General features: G+C 38.8%; 16 protein-coding genes and 1 pseudogene. All 17 read left to right on the plus strand.

Annotated elements, in window-relative coordinates; genetic code table 11:
- Positions 1-36 precede the first annotated feature (36 nt).
- The gene (locus G7061_RS02490) at positions 37-1,227 is read left to right on the plus strand and encodes a hypothetical protein (protein WP_166118566.1); all 1,191 of its coding nucleotides are present in this window, start codon (positions 37-39) and stop codon (positions 1,225-1,227) included.
- An 86-nt stretch (positions 1,228-1,313) separates the two neighbouring features.
- Positions 1,314-1,853: an SAP domain-containing protein gene (locus G7061_RS02495; protein WP_159645408.1), complete on the plus strand. Its 540-nt coding sequence runs from the start codon at positions 1,314-1,316 to the stop codon at positions 1,851-1,853.
- Between the two features lie 96 nt (positions 1,854-1,949).
- Positions 1,950-2,357 (plus strand): hypothetical protein, encoded by a 408-nt coding sequence (locus G7061_RS02500; protein WP_166118574.1) that lies wholly within the window; start codon positions 1,950-1,952, stop codon positions 2,355-2,357.
- Between the two features lie 10 nt (positions 2,358-2,367).
- On the plus strand, positions 2,368-3,027 hold the full coding sequence (locus G7061_RS02505) for an MBL fold metallo-hydrolase (protein WP_166118581.1): 660 nt from the start codon (positions 2,368-2,370) through the stop codon (positions 3,025-3,027).
- A 146-nt stretch (positions 3,028-3,173) separates the two neighbouring features.
- Positions 3,174-3,736, plus strand: a pseudogene (locus tag G7061_RS10875) (ABC transporter ATP-binding protein); the annotation flags it as partial.
- A gap of 15 nt (positions 3,737-3,751) precedes the next feature.
- Positions 3,752-4,108: a DUF4162 domain-containing protein gene (locus tag G7061_RS10880; protein WP_240914435.1), complete on the plus strand. Its 357-nt coding sequence runs from the start codon at positions 3,752-3,754 to the stop codon at positions 4,106-4,108.
- Positions 4,108-4,899, plus strand: a complete 792-nt coding sequence (locus tag G7061_RS02515) for an ABC transporter permease (RefSeq protein ID WP_159635901.1) — start codon at positions 4,108-4,110, stop codon at positions 4,897-4,899. The genes G7061_RS10880 and G7061_RS02515 overlap by 1 nt, the downstream gene beginning before the upstream one ends.
- Before the next feature lie 288 nt (positions 4,900-5,187).
- Positions 5,188-6,534, plus strand: coding sequence for an MATE family efflux transporter (locus G7061_RS02520; protein WP_159645399.1), 1,347 nt, complete (start codon positions 5,188-5,190; stop codon positions 6,532-6,534).
- Between the two features lie 91 nt (positions 6,535-6,625).
- On the plus strand, positions 6,626-7,180 hold the full coding sequence (locus G7061_RS02525; RefSeq protein WP_159645397.1) for a chromate transporter: 555 nt from the start codon (positions 6,626-6,628) through the stop codon (positions 7,178-7,180).
- The gene (locus G7061_RS02530; protein WP_159639963.1) at positions 7,180-7,746 is read left to right on the plus strand and encodes a chromate transporter; all 567 of its coding nucleotides are present in this window, start codon (positions 7,180-7,182) and stop codon (positions 7,744-7,746) included. Before G7061_RS02525 ends, G7061_RS02530 begins: the two co-directional genes overlap by 1 nt.
- Positions 7,743-8,339, plus strand: a complete 597-nt coding sequence (locus G7061_RS02535; RefSeq protein ID WP_166118590.1) for a DUF2238 domain-containing protein — start codon at positions 7,743-7,745, stop codon at positions 8,337-8,339. The genes G7061_RS02530 and G7061_RS02535 overlap by 4 nt, the downstream gene beginning before the upstream one ends.
- 32 nt (positions 8,340-8,371) lie before the next feature.
- Entirely contained in the window at positions 8,372-10,522 is a 2,151-nt protein-coding gene (locus G7061_RS02540) for an extracellular solute-binding protein (protein ID WP_166118595.1), read from the plus strand.
- A 161-nt stretch (positions 10,523-10,683) separates the two neighbouring features.
- Positions 10,684-11,517 carry a glycerophosphodiester phosphodiesterase family protein gene (locus G7061_RS02545; protein ID WP_159645393.1) on the plus strand — a complete coding sequence of 278 codons (834 nt, stop codon included), beginning with the start codon at positions 10,684-10,686 and terminating at the stop codon, positions 11,515-11,517.
- A gap of 11 nt (positions 11,518-11,528) precedes the next feature.
- Positions 11,529-12,542 carry an extracellular solute-binding protein gene (locus G7061_RS02550; protein ID WP_166118602.1) on the plus strand — a complete coding sequence of 338 codons (1,014 nt, stop codon included), beginning with the start codon at positions 11,529-11,531 and terminating at the stop codon, positions 12,540-12,542.
- 22 nt (positions 12,543-12,564) lie between these two features.
- Positions 12,565-13,563, plus strand: a complete 999-nt coding sequence (locus G7061_RS02555) for an ABC transporter ATP-binding protein (protein WP_166118608.1) — start codon at positions 12,565-12,567, stop codon at positions 13,561-13,563.
- An 8-nt stretch (positions 13,564-13,571) separates the two neighbouring features.
- Positions 13,572-15,269 carry an iron ABC transporter permease gene (locus tag G7061_RS02560; RefSeq protein ID WP_166118614.1) on the plus strand — a complete coding sequence of 566 codons (1,698 nt, stop codon included), beginning with the start codon at positions 13,572-13,574 and terminating at the stop codon, positions 15,267-15,269.
- Positions 15,259-15,966 (plus strand): MgtC/SapB family protein, encoded by a 708-nt coding sequence (locus G7061_RS02565; RefSeq protein ID WP_166118619.1) that lies wholly within the window; start codon positions 15,259-15,261, stop codon positions 15,964-15,966. The genes G7061_RS02560 and G7061_RS02565 overlap by 11 nt, the downstream gene beginning before the upstream one ends.
- Positions 15,967-16,112: the final 146 nt, after the last annotated feature.

Below are 16,112 nucleotides of genomic sequence, written 5' to 3' on the forward strand. Positions count from 1 at the left end.
TTCAAATTGCACGAATGTGCATGACAGGGGGATGTTATGAGTGATTCAAAAAACTATCTGTTTAAACGGATAAATGTCTTATTTAATAGTTTTTGGATATTGGCAATGGTGGCCGGAATTGGTTTAGCCGTGACATTAATTGGCTCAAGCTCAGCGCTTTTTTATCGGGCGTTGACGGCCGTTTTTGATCGCATCCCTTATGTGGGGAATTTAGCATATTCATATGCAAAAGCAACGCAAATGATTGATTTAAGAGGGTTTGTAACATCGATTTTTAACCCGCTGATTATAGTAGATGCTTTATATTTTGTTGTTCCATTTATTGTTTTCCAAATTGTTGTGATGTTGATGAAACGTTATATTGTGAAACACGATCATGCTCTATTAGCTGCTGTCACAACCTTAATTATTCTTGTATCAATGTGGATGACAACACCGAATAGTATGTTCTTAACCCGCATGTTTTCAACACCGACAGTCATGCAAAAAGATACTATTATTCGTTGGGTCTTAGCGCTGGAAATTGTAGGATTTATTGCCTTACTCTATGCCTTACATCGTGAAGGTCGTTTCGATTTGCGCCAACTATGGACTCATGAACGAGCTCGTAAATATACACGAAATGGCTTGATTGCAACATTCGCTGTGATGGCGGTCATGAGTGTAGGGTTGATTACCACTCGCGTCGTAGTCAACGATATGAAACAAAACTTCCACGTTTCCTATGTCTTAGATTTTACGCCGAATCAAGATGGTCATATTTTGCTAAAAGTGCCAAGTAAAATCAAAGATCCATTGAAATATGTTGGTGTCACCCTACCTGAGTATGTTGATGAAAACACGGTATTAAAACAATTTGGTGTTGAATCTTTAGATGTTGGTGCAATCATCAATGGATTTACGGATGATACAATCAACAAAGGTGTGGCACAATTCATCAGTGTTCCGATGTTTAATGCTGTCGTATCTCTAATCATTGTGGTATCGGTAGCAGTATTGGAATTTGTCTCCCGACGCAACCAAATGTTGGCACCACCACTTTACTTAATTGAGACCATCTTGCTTGCAGGATTATTCTTTGGAATTGCTTATCAATTTGGTGTCATTACGATGGTGCTCACAGGAATCGCACTGATTGGCGTCAGCATTCACTTGATTACGTATATGAAAGAATCAGGCATGCTCGAACGGATGGCATTAAAACTTAAATCACTACGAACACACTAACACTTCAGTTAGTGTGTTTTTTTATGCATTCGAGATTCGCTTGGTTTGGGGCTGTGATAAAATAGGATTAAAGTGAGGTAAAGACAATGACAAAAATCAAACATCCAATTTACGACAATTACCCAGAGTATCCGTATATTTCTCCAGAACGCGATCTTGCGCGATGGGAAAAATACCCGGAAGAATTTCCATATTCGAAGGTTGAAAAGAAGAACATGGAGCGCCTTCCAGAAGGATTGCTACCTGGCGATATTATTATGTTGTGGCGAATTGGTCTTGGAACTTTTAATAATCTCAGCATGATTCCCAACTATTTTGAATACAAATATGGTATCAATAGTGATGAAAGTCTGGAACTCTTAGTTGAAAAGGGATATGCCTATAAAGCCAGTGCTAAAGAATCGTTAGATATGTTAAGTATTCCAGTTTTAAAAAGGATTCTAGAGGAAAATAATCTGGATAAAAAAGGTAAGAAGCAGGATGTTTTAGAACGTGTACGTGATCATGTCAGTGAGAATACGTTAGAAACTTCCTTTCCATTACGGAAATATGTAATAACGGATGCGGGTCGCGCGGTCGTGACGGCCTATGATGCGATTATTCAAAAACATGGTCCTAAGATGTAAGGCATCACATAAAATCATACATTCCATAAAAGATGCAAATTTCAATTCGCTCCTAGCCTATTTTTTTGATAGACTGTAAAAAACGGAGGGTACAAAATGAAAAAACACAAATATCAACCCATTGCACTAATCGTCTTGCTTGTTCTAGTTGGAGCAGGTTCTTGGTTCACCTTACATGCTATAAATGAACCCAAAACAAAGCACGAGCCGATCCTTGTTTTTAAAGATGACATTACCTTCAAGATTGGTCAGTTGTCGTTTGAGGAAGAGGATATGCCAAATGATCCTGAGCGCCCAACAATTACGGTGGAGTCAATTCTAAAGCCGAATGTTTCAGATTACGATGTCGCATCATTTAATAAAGTACCATGTGGTGATCAACCCCAAGATATGATGTTCCGTTTTATAGATACAGCTGAAGAAGGTTCATATGAAGGAACGGTATATGCAGCCAAAGATAATGTCTGCAAAACCTATACGTTCAATTATCGTGTTGAGGCATAGTGAGGGAGGCATGGAGCATATTGAACTCAGTAATCGCCACCACTTATTCAAATTCCAGTATCCAGAATGGGACTTGTATCTTCATTTGATTAAAGGGGAGCATCGTAATTATTTGATTGATAGTGGTATAGACCACATCGCACTTGAACCATTATTGGATATACTTGCATCATTATCAAAACCGTTGGTACTCATTAACAGTCATTATCATTGGGATCATGTTTTGGGTAATTATGCCATTCCAGCAGATCGTATTGTTGCGCACCATAAAACGGCCACAATCCTCAGCGATTCTTGGGATGCATTAATTGCCGAAGGTGCCGATTATTTACAGACACAACCACCGAAGTGTCTGCCTACAGAGACATTCTTCAATGATTGTTGGTTCGAAGATGATGGGATTTATCTATTTCATACGCCAGGCCATACTGTTGATGGAATCAGCGTTTATGATCGTATTGAAAAAGTTGTTAACGTTGGCGATAATCTTGGTGATGATGTGTCACACATCGTTCCGGAACTAGATTTGGATGTCTCAACATACATTGCGACTTTAGACCAATATGCGTCATTGGAAATTACGACAATGGTTTCAGGACACATGGGTTTAGCGCAACCACAAATCATAGAAGCCATTAAAGAACAAATCGCGAGCACAACCAATACATAAATTCTTACAATCAACACGGACTTTTCGGTTCGTGTTTTTTCATGCGAAAATTTATTTAAAAAATTTTTTACCGAAAGGCTTGACAAATATCGTTTACAGTTGTAATCTATAAATGTGTTTACAAACGTAAACGACAGGAGGAAGTTATGGACAACATTATTGAAGTACGCGATCTCGTGAAGCACTACCGCAAAAAGAATGGAGAAATCTTTGAAGCTGTTAAAGGGATTAGCTTTGAAGTAAAACGTGGAGAAATCTTTAGTTTCTTAGGACCAAACGGAGCAGGAAAATCGACAACAATTGGAATGCTGACGACACAAAAAGAAATTACAGATGGACACGTCTTCATTGACGGTAAACCATTGCGTCTCAACGCAATCGAAGCACGAAGCAAAATTGGTATCGTGGCACAACACAACAATTTAGATCGAGGCTAATCTACCATGCGCTGTACTTCGGAATGAGTCGCAAAGAGGCTGAATCTCGTGCGGATTTCTTATTGGAAAAATTCGGACTTAAAGATTGGCAACACGAATACGTGAAGAGCTTCTCAGGTGGGATGGCACAACGCTTGAAGATTTCAAGAGCTATGGTTCATAAGCCAGAAATATTATTCTTAGATGAACCAACAACAGGTCTTGATCCAGCATACCGTGAAGTTTTATGGGAAGAAATGTTGGAACTCAATCGTGAGGGAACAACAGTGTTCTTGACAACACACTATATGGAAGAACCCGAACGATTCTCTGATCGTATTGCGATATTCAGTAATGGTGTCATCCAAGCGATTGGTACCTCGGCAGAATTGAAGCAATTAACACCTGGTAACCAGATTATCAATGTTGAGTTTGAAGCGATTGAACAACAACTGAAAGATGCCCTAGCCGACCTACCCGAAGTCAGTTCAGCATCTGAAACATCGCCAACAAGCTTAACACTCTATCTTGAAGACAAACCTGCAGCATCAGAAGCAGTCCTTGAGTGGATTAACAAGAACCACTTAAAAATGCGATCCTTCAACCTCAGCAACATTACTTTGGATGATGTCTTCGTACACTTAACAACAAAAGGAGCAAAATAATGGAAACAAAAATTAGCAACCGTCAAATTATCACAACAATGGTCAAACGTGACTTAGTGATTCAGGCCCGTGACAAATATGAATTTATATTTAGAGTTGGAATGTTACCATTTATTCTTATCTTAATTTATGGATATGTGCTTCCGAAAATAGGTGTCGTATCCGCAGACTTTCCACAGTATATGTTCCCTGGCATGGTTGGAATGAGTTTACTCCTTACAGGTATCCATGGTACTGCAGTTCCCTTAACAATGGACTTCAATAATTCCCGAGAAATTGAAGACCGTCTTCAGGCACCAATTGATACACGATACATTGCGATAGCGAAAATGATTGTTGGTATCATCGAGTCATGGATCGGTGCGTTAATCGTACTACCAATTTCACTCATATTCATGAACGAATACCTTGTCTTCTCCTTCACATTCGGACAAATCATTGGACTTATCGGTGTATTGATTCTTGCATCATTTGCTTCCGCAACATTAGGGTTGTTAGTAGGAACAATCGTGAAGCCGATGCAAATTGCTGCAATGTTCCCAGGATTCTTAATGCCTATGGTATTTACAGGTGCAATCTTCTTTACATGGGATGCATTGTCCGCATTACCAGTATTCCAGATGCTTGTTCTTGTAAACCCGCTTGTGTATATTAACGAAGCACTTCGAGCATTGATGTATGTGGATGTAGCGTCTATGCCACTTGTATTCAGTGTGTTGGGTATGGTTGTATTCACAATAATAATGGGTTATGTTGGCTTTAAACGCTTCATGCGTTTAGCACAAAACTAACATTACTTTATCTCTCTTAATTCTCGATTTATCAGTCTAAATCAAACATAAAGGCACTTACTTTCCCCGAGGTAGGTGCTTTTGGTTTAAAGGGGATAGTTATACGGAAAATTAGCACGAATTTCGAATGATGCACACTGTTCATTGCGATTGACAACTACCGTCAGTGTGCTAAAATACGAGGAGACTACATCCGGAAGACTGCCGAGTCGCAGGGTGTCATAAAGAAACGCATGCAAGGCCAAAGTAAATGCTACTTTGGCCTTTTTATATGCTCAAGGAGGAACTATGAATTATTCGAAAATTAGTAATAGGCATATTATTTGGAAATTTGCGATTCCACAAATGATTGGACTCATTTTCAATTCAATTTATTTTATTATAGATGGAATTTTTATTGGACGTCGTTTAGGCCCTGATGCCCTTGCGGCTGCAGGGGTAGCGATTCCGGTTGTTGAAATTATGATTGCGATATCCATGTTGATTTCAGTGGGAGCGGGTGTTGTTATCTCCTCATCTTTAGGTAAGAATGATACTGAATCTGCTAACAAAATCTTCAATAAGGCCAATATGATAACACTTGTATTAGCAGTTAGTGTTGTTGTGTTAGGTAACCTCTTTTTAGAGCCGCTAGCGCGTTTTATGGGTGCGACAGATCTGATTCTTTACGATACGATGGTTTACTTGCGTTATTTTATAACGGCATCACCTTTTTTAATCTTTAGTTTTACGTTGAGTACGTTTGCTCGAAATGACAATGCTCCACGACTCGCAATGTGGGCACTTATAGTTGGATCATTATCAAATATTTTACTGGATTGGGTGTTTATGTATCCCTTAAATATGGGGATGGCAGGTGCTGCGCTTGCAACGGCACTGGGGCCAGTGTTCAGTGTTATGATTTTACTGCCCCACTTTTTACGAAAGAAAGGTGTCTTATCGTTCGCGTTCATGGCTTTTACAATCAAAGATGTCTGGGATATAACCATAAAAGGCATGGCAGCCTTCATTACAAACTTTTCGATTGGTCTGGTAACACTCTTCTATAACCTTTCAATCACCCATCAAGGCATGGGAGAAGCAACATTATCGGCCTATGTCATTATAGGGTATCTAGCATTAATCGCATTAACGGCCTTCTTGGGTTCCTCTCAGGGAATTCAGCCTGCGATTAGCTTCTTTGCCGGTAGTGGTGAAAATGAACGAATCGTATCTTTAACGCGTTCAACAGTTTGGTTTAATGTGGGGTTGGCGTTAGCACTCACCATCCTTATGTGGGTAGCCGGACCTGTTGTTATTAGTCTGTTCACCAATGATGCTCTATTAATTGCCAACACAAGTGCAATTGCGAATATCTATTTCTTGAATCTTGTCTTTGCAGCTATTAATATCGTGCTTGCAACAGTGCTTCAAGCATTGGATTATCAAAAGTCGTCCACGAATTTATCACTCATGCGTTCAACGGTACCACTCATGGTGTTCCTGGTTGTGTTACCACTAATTTTTGGATCCTCGAGTATTTGGTATGCCGTGATTGGCGCGGAAGTGCTTACGATGGTTGCCTCCGTATGGATTTGGCGCCAGGTCAGTGTAAACCTTAATGTCGCCAAACAAGAAGAGCCACAACGAGTTTAAAGAAAGAGCATCTTGCTCTTTTTTTTTATGTACCCAATTTGAAGGTAACGCACAAAAAGTATATGATTAGTAAAGAAATCGAGGCGATATCATGAAACGAATTGAAAAGTACTGGCAACTATTCTCATCTTCATTTTACTTAAGTGCATTTACCTTTGGTGGCGGGTATGTCATCATCCCATTGCTTCAAAAGAAATTTGTGGATAACTTGGGCTGGATTAGTAATGATGAAATGATGGATATGACTGCCATCGCACAATCAGCACCCGGTTCTCTCGCGGTGAATGCATCTATTTTGATAGGATATAAAATTGCTGGTATTTCAGGAGCGTTAGTATGTACATTGGGAACAGTTTTACCGCCCCTAATCTTACTTTCTGTGATTTCGCAATACTATGATGCCTTTAAGGCAAACCGCTATATTGCGGCTGCCTTACATACGATGCAAGCAGGAGTCGCTGCGGTTATCCTTGATGTTGTTGTAACGCTAGGGAATCAAATCATTCAATCCAAAAATAGTATGTATCTCATGATTATGATTGCAACGTTTGTCTTATCATTGCTCTTCCAAATTAATGCGTTAATATTGATCGTTGTAGCGGGTTTAATGGGTGTCTTTGAAATGACAGTGAGGACACAGAAATGATGATTTATTGGGAATTGTTTATCAGTTTTTTGCAGATTGGGTTGGTAAGCTTTGGTGGTGGTTATGCTGCTATGGCGCCGATTCAAGCTCAAGTGGTTGATAAACATGGTTGGCTAACGCTTGCACAGTTTACAGATCTTATTACAATTTCACAGATGACGCCAGGGCCGATTGCATTGAATTCCGCAACCTTTGTGGGACTTCAAGTTGCGGGTATTCCCGGAGCAATTGTTGCAACGTTGGGAAATGTGTTTCCATCCATTGTGATTGTGTCCGTGCTTGCGTATATATACTTTAATTATTCAAAAGTTCGTGCAATTCAAGCTACATTAGATGCTGTGCGCCCAACAGTTGTCGCGTTAATCGCCGTCGCAGGTGTCTCTATTTTCATGAATGCGATGTGGAATGGGAATCCTGTATCATTTGACACGCTAGATCTGACCAACGCATTTATTTTTATTGGCGCATTTATGATTATTCGAAAACTAAAGTGGGATCCCACGTTAGTAATGCTTTTAACTGGCGGAGTCGGCATCTTTTTGGTTTTGATAGGAGTTTTAGTATGAAACAAAAAATAGCGAAATTATTAATGATGATGGGAGTAGGACTTTTTGCCTACAATATCGTGACATACAGTACTAATTTTATGTCCAATCTTCTGCCATTATCAAAGTTTTCAATCGGCCTTGTGGCAATCATCGTACCGTGGTATCTCAAAAAATCATGGTTCAAAAATCTTGATGATAGTATCTATATTCTCTATTTTCTCTTCATCCTTGCAACGCTTTATGCCGGTGAACGATTTGGTTTTTATTCCACTTTCGAACATTACGATTCAATGCTTCATTTCTCAAGTGGGGCATTACTGACGTTGATTGGTTATGAAGTATGGTGCCATTTTATGAAAGAAAAACCAGCACCGATCATCGTCATCATGATATTTGTCTTCTGTTTTGCGATGACCTTGGGTATTTTCTGGGAACTTTATGAGTATACTGCTGATGGTTTGATGGATTTGAACCTACAACGGTACATGGACCGAAGTGGTCATGAAGTGCTTTGGGATACAATGAAAGATATTGTTGTAAATATGGCGGGATCACTCACTGCGTGTGTCTACATTTTTAAAAATCACCAGAAGTCTGTTAAAAAAAGCTAAAATCGCATATTATTAAACTATGAGGTGAAACGATGGCAACGATCAAAGATATCGCAAAACGCGCAGGCGTTTCGCATGGAACAGTTTCAAACGTCTTAAATAAAAACGGTAATGTCAGTGTTGAAAAAATTCGTCGCGTTGAACAGGCAGCCAAAGAGCTGGGCTTTGTTATGAACGTACAGGCCAAACAGCTTCGAAAAGGAAGCGCACGTAAAGTCGGCTTGGTTCTTCCAAGTTTAATGCTCCATAAATATAATGAAATCTACAAAGGAATCGAATTCGAAATCGCAAAGACTGAGTTTGAGTTTGATGTTTATTTTTCAAATGGAAATCGCGACATTGAATTGAGTATTATAGAAAAAATCGCGTCTTCTGGAGCGTCATGCGTTATAGCATATAGCATATTAAAACGACTTGAAGAGTATGAGGCGTTGGATATTCCTGTTATGATTTTGAACCGCGATTTAACATCAACACATCCTTTGATTCATTCAATTAGTTTTGATTATCGTGATTTAGGGCGTGCCCTTGCCCGCCAAGCATTGCAAGACCAACGTCGCAATATTGTTGTTGTAACAGGTCAATCGAAAGTAATGTATCGCGAATTTCTTGAAGGTGTAAATGAAGTGCTTGAAGATGAAGACGTTGCAATAACACATAAACGTCTGGATGACCTTTTGTTAATGAAGGGAACTTTGGATATTTTGTCACAACACCATTTGTATGATGCTATCATTGCGATGGACGAGGATGTTGTCGAAAATGCCATAAAGCTCACACGATTTACGAATCATGCAACGGTACCCAATATATATACAGTTGGAGCTACAGGACTTCTAGATCCCCAAGCAGCCTATCGTTTGGATGTAAATTATCAGCAACTTGGAAAAAGAGCTGCTGAGATTGTAACACAACTCGATTTCGAAGCACCTGTAAGTCATCTAATACTTGCTGATGACGGATTCAAATACGAAACATTAACAACGTCCCATGAATTTGAAGAAATTAATGTTTTGATGTTGAAGTCACCGACGACTAATGCCATTCGTGCCATTGTCGCAGATTTTACGACCCAATATAGCATTCGTGTTAATATTGTGGAACTTACATATGATGAGCTCTTGAAGACCGTATCGACCCCTGATTCAGTAAAAAACTATGATCTAATCCGAATAGATATGGGGTGGATGACCCGCGTTGGTGCACACATTTTTAAGAAACTTGAAAACTTGAAAATTGATACACTACAAGCACGTGTTCCACGCTATATTCCGGATGACTATACTCACATCGATGGCATCATGTATACCGTTCCGCTCGATGCATCAGTTCAAGTTTTGTACTACCGGAAAGATTTGTTCGAAGATGCGATCATCAAACGTAGTTTTTATGAAATGCATAAACGCAATTTAGCGGTTCCTACGACCTACGAAGAATACGACGAAATCAGCGAATTCTTCACACGGGAATTTAATAATAAATCAAAAACTCACTACGGTACATCTCTGGTCTATGGATCAAATATCGTAACGGCAAGTGATTTTATCCCGCGTGTTCGGGACTATAGCCAAAAGAAACAAGTAGATATCAAGATGTATGATTTAAAACATCCGGTGATGCGAGCGGCCATTGAGGCATATGTACAATCGAAAAAGTACTCTGACCGAGATACGAACCATTGGTGGAGCGATGTTTTAAATAATCTTACAAGCGGGAGCACTGCAATGGGGACTGTCTATTCTAATCACGCGTCTTCACTGATTGAATCAGAAGAAGGTATTCATCGCATTGGTTATGCTGATATCCCAGGTGGACAACCGATGCTTGGTGGGGGTGTTATTGGTATTACAAAGACCACCACCCATGAAGCTGCAGGTATCAAGTTTCTAGAGTGGTTATACAGTCCTGAGATATCAGCATTAATTACATATCTTGGGGGTAGCATCTTAACGAACAAAGTTCATGAGAATGTTGATGTGCTCCGTATTTATCCTTGGATTGAGAAATATCCTGAGTATTTTGCCAAAGGAAAACGTCGAGAAGAATCGTTAAGTGATATTGGCATCGATGAATTCAGTTACGAGATGATTTTGGGGGAAGCGATTCGATCCTATATTTTAGGTGTGTCAACACTTGATGATGCATTAGAACGCGCAATCGCAACACTAAACAAGAGAAGGTAAAGCCTTCTCTTTTATATTGGAACGTTCAAATCACATAATCATCAATAAACCGCTATTTAACTGAATATTAATGTAATCCCTTTCATTAATTACAACGTTTTAACAATTTTTGAATTGACACGTTCCAATTTCGTTGGTAATCTTGATGTAGGAGGAAGCTTATGTCCGAAAATAATTACTTAAAACAAATGCTCCAAAAGCATGGGGTCTTAATTGCATCTCACCGAGGATTGAATGGTGGGTATATTGCTCAAAATACAATTCTTGCGTATAAAAATGCATTACGTCACGGTGCTCATATCCTTGAGATTGATGTAATCAAAAGTTCTGATGGTGTTTTCTACGCATTCCATAATGGTCTTGAGAAAACAGTACTTGGATTTGATAAAGATATTCGTGAAGCATCATCTGCAGAAATCGAAACTCTGTACATCAGTGGATCAAATGCAACACCAACACATTACAAACTGGAGCGTCTTGATGATGTTCTTGCGTTTGTAAAGGAAACACCGGATTGCTTAATTAACATTGATCGTTCATGGTTTTACTGGGAAGAGATTATTGACTATATCAATAAGGCATCAATGGCATCACAAATTATTATCAAGTCACCAGTCGATACATCCTTACTCACAACGCTCAAAGAAAAAGGGCCATCGATTATGTACATGCCGATTACCAAAAGTGTTGATGATGTTGAAACTGTGAAGGCAATGGAATTAAATACAATTGCTTTTGAAATGATTGTAACAAAAGACACCGATACTTTAGCAGATAAAGCATACCTCAATACCCTAAAAGCTGAAGGATACAGCTTATGGATTAATACAATTACGTTGGACGACAAAACGATTCTTTCGGCACAGCGCGACGATAATCGTGCAATTGAAACTGGCGATTATGAATCCGTATGGGGACACTTTATTGATCTTGGTTTTGATATGATTCAAACCGATTGGCCTGCATTGATTCAGAATTTCATCAAAAACAGATAAAGGAGATTATGATGAAAAAAATAATAGTAAGCATTCTCGTAACATTATTGGTATTAACAGGATGTGGTAGTACTGCTGAGAAAAAAGATTCACTCGTTATTTATTCGAACTCGGCGAGTGACGGGCGTGGTGAATGGCTCACTGAAAAAGCAAAAGAAGCAGGATTCACGGTTGAAATTGTTCCAATACCAGCTGGTGACCTTACAAACCGTCTTATTGCAGAAAAAAACAACGCGATTGCAGATATGGTTTATGGTTTGAATACGATTGAATTTGAAAAGTTGAAAGCACAAGATATGCTTGTTGAATATACACCAGCATGGGCGAGTGATGTGGATACATCGTTGGGTGATGGAAAACACTACTATCCAATCGTAGTTCAACCCTTAGTCTTTATTTACAATGAAAGCGTTGTGGGTAACGATGTACCTAAGGATATAGTTGAATTTGCAGATCCGAAATACAAAGATCAATACAATGTATTCAGTTTAGGCGGGGGTACAGGAAAAACATTGTACTCAAGCATACTCGTTCGTTACGCTGATCCAAGTGGAGTCCTAGGAGTATCTGAAGAAGGTTGGAAGGTTGCAAAAGCTTATATTCAAAATGCACATTTTGAAATTAAAGGTGAAGATTATATTGGAAATGTAATATCCGGAGAACGCCCAATCTCAATGATGTGGGGGTCAGGTGTAATGCAACATCAAGGAGAACGTGATTACAAGTTTGGTGTTATCTCACCAGAAATTGGAGTACCTTATGTTGTGGAACAAGTAGCAATCTTAAATGACTCGAAAAAAGAACTTGCAACAGAATTCGCAAACTGGTTCGGATCAGCAGAAACACAAGCAGCATGGAGTGAAAAGTTTGGGACAATTCCTGCTCATCCAGAAGCAATGAAAAATGCTTCGGCAGACGTCATAGAATTTATGAATTCAGTCCATGCACAAGACATTGACTGGGAGTTTGTAACAAAAAATATAGATCAATGGGTGGAAAAAGCTGAATTAGAATTTGTTCAATAGTATGAATTAGGAAGGGAAGACTATGATTAAATTTGAGAATATAGAAATTAAGTACGGTGACTTCGTTGCTATTGAAAATCTGAACCTAGAGGTTGAGGAGGGTGAATTTTTCACCTTTCTAGGACCTTCGGGCTGTGGTAAAACGACAACTTTACGGGCACTTGTTGGCTTCTTATCACCATCGCAAGGGGATATCTATGTCGCAGAAGATCGCATTACAAAGCAAACAGTAGAACAGCGTCAAATCGGAATGGTTTTTCAGAGTTACGCACTCTTTCCAACGATGAACGTGTACGAGAATATTGCATTTGGGTTGCGTGTCAAAAAACTATCTAAAGATGTTATCCATCAAAAAATTATGGATGTAGCTCAAAAAATCGAATTAAAAGAGGAACAGCTCTATAAAAATGTCTCAGAATTATCAGGTGGACAGCAACAACGTGTTGCGTTAGCACGTGCAATCGTCATGGAGCCAAAGATTCTGTGTTTGGATGAACCGTTATCAAATCTTGATGCAAAACTTCGCGTGGGATTACGTCAGGAACTCAAACGATTACAACGGGAGTTGGGAATCACAACCCTGTATGTAACACATGATCAAGATGAAGCATTAGAGTTATCTGATAGAATCGCTGTTTTCAATCATGGAAAGATTGAGCAAGTTGGAACCCCCTTCGAAATATACAATAATTCTCAAACTGAATTTGTCTGTGAGTTTATTGGTGCTATCAATAAACTCGACCTCCCTTTTATTGAGGCAATTTCTGCGAAAACATCAAAACTTGATGTTACAAAACCAGGTTATATTCGTATTGAACGAATTCATCGTAGTCAAAATGAACACTTTGAATTCGAAGGTGAAATTAAAGAAGTAATGTTTAATGGGCAAGTTAGCACGTATGTTGTATCAGCATATGGTCAAGAGTTTAAACATATTGAAAAAAATATGACTGATCGCCAATATGCTATAAACGAAGTGCTTACTTTCGCTATCAATCCTGATGATGTTATGCAGTTTTAGGGGGAATTATGGAGACAATAAAAGAAAAAATTCATAATCTAAAGTTGGGTAGCCTTGCAGTTAAACTTGTTATTGCTTGGTTCTTAATCGCATTTGTAATTTACCCTAATGCAAATCTTTTAGTAAGTATTTTCTTCAAAAACGGACAGTTTTCCACAGATGCTTTTGGAAAAATATTAACTTCGGAACGCGCTATGAAAGCACTGATGAATAGTTTTGTTCTAGCTTTCACCTTAGTTATCACTGTAAATGTCGTTGGAACACTCATTGTTCTCTTTACGGAATACTTTGAAATCAAAGGGGCAAAAATACTTCGCCTGGGATACATGAGTACACTTATTTATGGTGGGGTTGTTTTAGTAAGTGGATATAAATTCATTTATGGTCCTACGGGAATCGTTACAAATCTTTTGACAGGACTGTTTCCTGCAATGAATGCCAACTGGTTCACGGGTTATTTTGCGGTTGTATTTGTTATGACATTCTCTGTCACTTCGAATCATATGATCTTCTTAAGAAATGCGATTCGTGGCTTGGATTACCATACAATTGAAGCTGCCAAAAACTTAGGAGCATCAGGGACCAGCATTCTAATGAAAGTTGTGATGCCAACGCTTAGACCAACCTTCTTTGCAGTCACAATTCTTACATTTTTAACAGGTTTAGGTGCCATGTCAGCGCCATTGATTGTGGGTGGACCAAATTTTCAAACCATTAACCCGATGATCATGGCATTCGCCAAAACACCAAGTTCGCAAGAACTGGCAGCCTTACTTGCTGTTATTTTGGGTGTGGCAACGATTCTATTATTGATGATTCAAAATAAACTTGAAAAGGGTAAAAACTATATTTCGATTTCTAAAACTAAGACGAAATTACAGAAACAAAAAATCGAAAATAAGGGACTTAACATCCTAGCACACATTACGGCCTATGCTCTGTTCTTTATCTATACACTTCCAGTTGTTCTTGTTATTCTCTTTGCATTCTCCAATTCTTTAGCAATCACAACGGGAAATTTATCGTTCAGTGCATTTACACTCGAAAATTTCCAACGCCTCTTCGTCGATTCATCAGCATTCAAGCCGTATCTCATTAGTGTGATTTATGCAATTAGTGCAGCTGTAATCGTAACTGCAATTGCAGTAATCGTATCGCGAATTGTCCACAAAGGTAAATCAAAGACGAATGCATTCTTTGAATACAGTATGCTAATACCTTGGATTTTACCATCTACACTTATTGCCTTAGGACTCATGTTGACCTATGATCAGTCACGATTAATTGTTGGAAATAAAGTCTTAATCGGTACACTTGTCATTCTTCTTTTGGGCTACATTGTGGTAAAACTACCGTTCTCCTTTAGAATGATTCGGTCAGCATTCTATAGTATTGAAGATAGTTTAGAAGAAGCTGCACAGTCAATGGGCGCAAGTAAATTCTACACATTACGTCGAATTATTATTCCCATCATCTTACCAGTCCTTCTTTCGGTTATCGCACTAAACTTTAACAGTTTACTGGCGGAGTATGATCTAACGGTTTTCCTTTATCATCCGCTTTATTCGCCATTAGGTGTTATTGTAAAAGCTGCGAGTGATGATATTGCATCAACCAATGCTATTGCAATGTCCTTTGTCTATACTGTTGTTTTAATGATTATTTCTTCCATTACGCTCTACTTAACACAAAAAGATGATCGATAGTATCACTGCAATCATGAAGGCTTTGCATGAGTTTTCCTTCTTTACAATTTTATTACGATTGGGGTTAGCGATGGTTCTTGGGGCCATGATTGGTACGGACCGTTCGCGAAAAGGCAGCCCCGCAGGATTAAAAACACATAGTGTGGTTGCTGTAGGATCAGCGTTAGTAATACTCACCAGCCAGTACATCAGTGAGTTAACAGGTAGCACGGATTTATCAAGAATGCCAGCACAAGTAATTAGTGGTATTGGGTTTCTTGGTGCGGGAACAATTTTGGTTATGGGTGGAAATCGTATTAAAGGATTAACATCAGCAGCTACAATTTGGTTTAGTGCCTGTATGGGGATTGCGGTTGGTATTGGGTTCTATGAAGGGGCAATCGGGTCCGTTATTTTTGAAATCATTATCTTTAAAGTATTGTCTCGGATGTCAGTGCTTCAAAACGGCGTTTCTACTATTGAAATCTATATATCCTATACCAGTTGCTTTAATCTCCAACAATTTGTGAATTCACTTGAAGCGGCGCATGCGCGAATTATTGAAATTGAATCCAATAAACTACCCACATTGCGCGATGGCGAAGAACGGATTTATAATACGCAGTTTATTATCCAATTGGATAAAGAAATTGATCAAGATGAACTCGTTTCATCACTTAAAAATACATTGGGCGTTTTAACAGTGTTACAGTTTTAAAAAAAGTGCATTAGCACTTTTTTCATTTGTGAAAAAAGTTTCGGAAGTTCTTTAATAATGCGTGTTCAGTGGATATAAGGCTCAAATAGTAGCGTAAACGAACGTTGTTCATTAATGTTCATTTTCAGAAAATTAAAAATCAAAAA

This window comes from Erysipelothrix sp. HDW6B (assembly GCF_011301115.1).
Taxonomy (GTDB): domain Bacteria; phylum Bacillota_I; class Bacilli_A; order Erysipelotrichales; family Erysipelotrichaceae; genus Erysipelothrix; species Erysipelothrix anatis.

Coding starts and splice junctions, on each gene's coding strand:
- G7061_RS02490 (WP_166118566.1), top strand. CDS start 37: ATGAGTGATTCAAAAAACTATCTGTTTAAACGGATAAATGTCTTATTT.
- G7061_RS02495 (WP_159645408.1), top strand. CDS start 1,314: ATGACAAAAATCAAACATCCAATTTACGACAATTACCCAGAGTATCCG.
- G7061_RS02500 (WP_166118574.1), top strand. CDS start 1,950: ATGAAAAAACACAAATATCAACCCATTGCACTAATCGTCTTGCTTGTT.
- G7061_RS02505 (WP_166118581.1), top strand. CDS start 2,368: ATGGAGCATATTGAACTCAGTAATCGCCACCACTTATTCAAATTCCAG.
- G7061_RS10880 (WP_240914435.1), top strand. CDS start 3,752: ATGGAAGAACCCGAACGATTCTCTGATCGTATTGCGATATTCAGTAAT.
- G7061_RS02515 (WP_159635901.1), top strand. CDS start 4,108: ATGGAAACAAAAATTAGCAACCGTCAAATTATCACAACAATGGTCAAA.
- G7061_RS02520 (WP_159645399.1), top strand. CDS start 5,188: ATGAATTATTCGAAAATTAGTAATAGGCATATTATTTGGAAATTTGCG.
- G7061_RS02525 (WP_159645397.1), top strand. CDS start 6,626: ATGAAACGAATTGAAAAGTACTGGCAACTATTCTCATCTTCATTTTAC.
- G7061_RS02530 (WP_159639963.1), top strand. CDS start 7,180: ATGATTTATTGGGAATTGTTTATCAGTTTTTTGCAGATTGGGTTGGTA.
- G7061_RS02535 (WP_166118590.1), top strand. CDS start 7,743: ATGAAACAAAAAATAGCGAAATTATTAATGATGATGGGAGTAGGACTT.
- G7061_RS02540 (WP_166118595.1), top strand. CDS start 8,372: ATGGCAACGATCAAAGATATCGCAAAACGCGCAGGCGTTTCGCATGGA.
- G7061_RS02545 (WP_159645393.1), top strand. CDS start 10,684: ATGTCCGAAAATAATTACTTAAAACAAATGCTCCAAAAGCATGGGGTC.
- G7061_RS02550 (WP_166118602.1), top strand. CDS start 11,529: ATGAAAAAAATAATAGTAAGCATTCTCGTAACATTATTGGTATTAACA.
- G7061_RS02555 (WP_166118608.1), top strand. CDS start 12,565: ATGATTAAATTTGAGAATATAGAAATTAAGTACGGTGACTTCGTTGCT.
- G7061_RS02560 (WP_166118614.1), top strand. CDS start 13,572: ATGGAGACAATAAAAGAAAAAATTCATAATCTAAAGTTGGGTAGCCTT.
- G7061_RS02565 (WP_166118619.1), top strand. CDS start 15,259: ATGATCGATAGTATCACTGCAATCATGAAGGCTTTGCATGAGTTTTCC.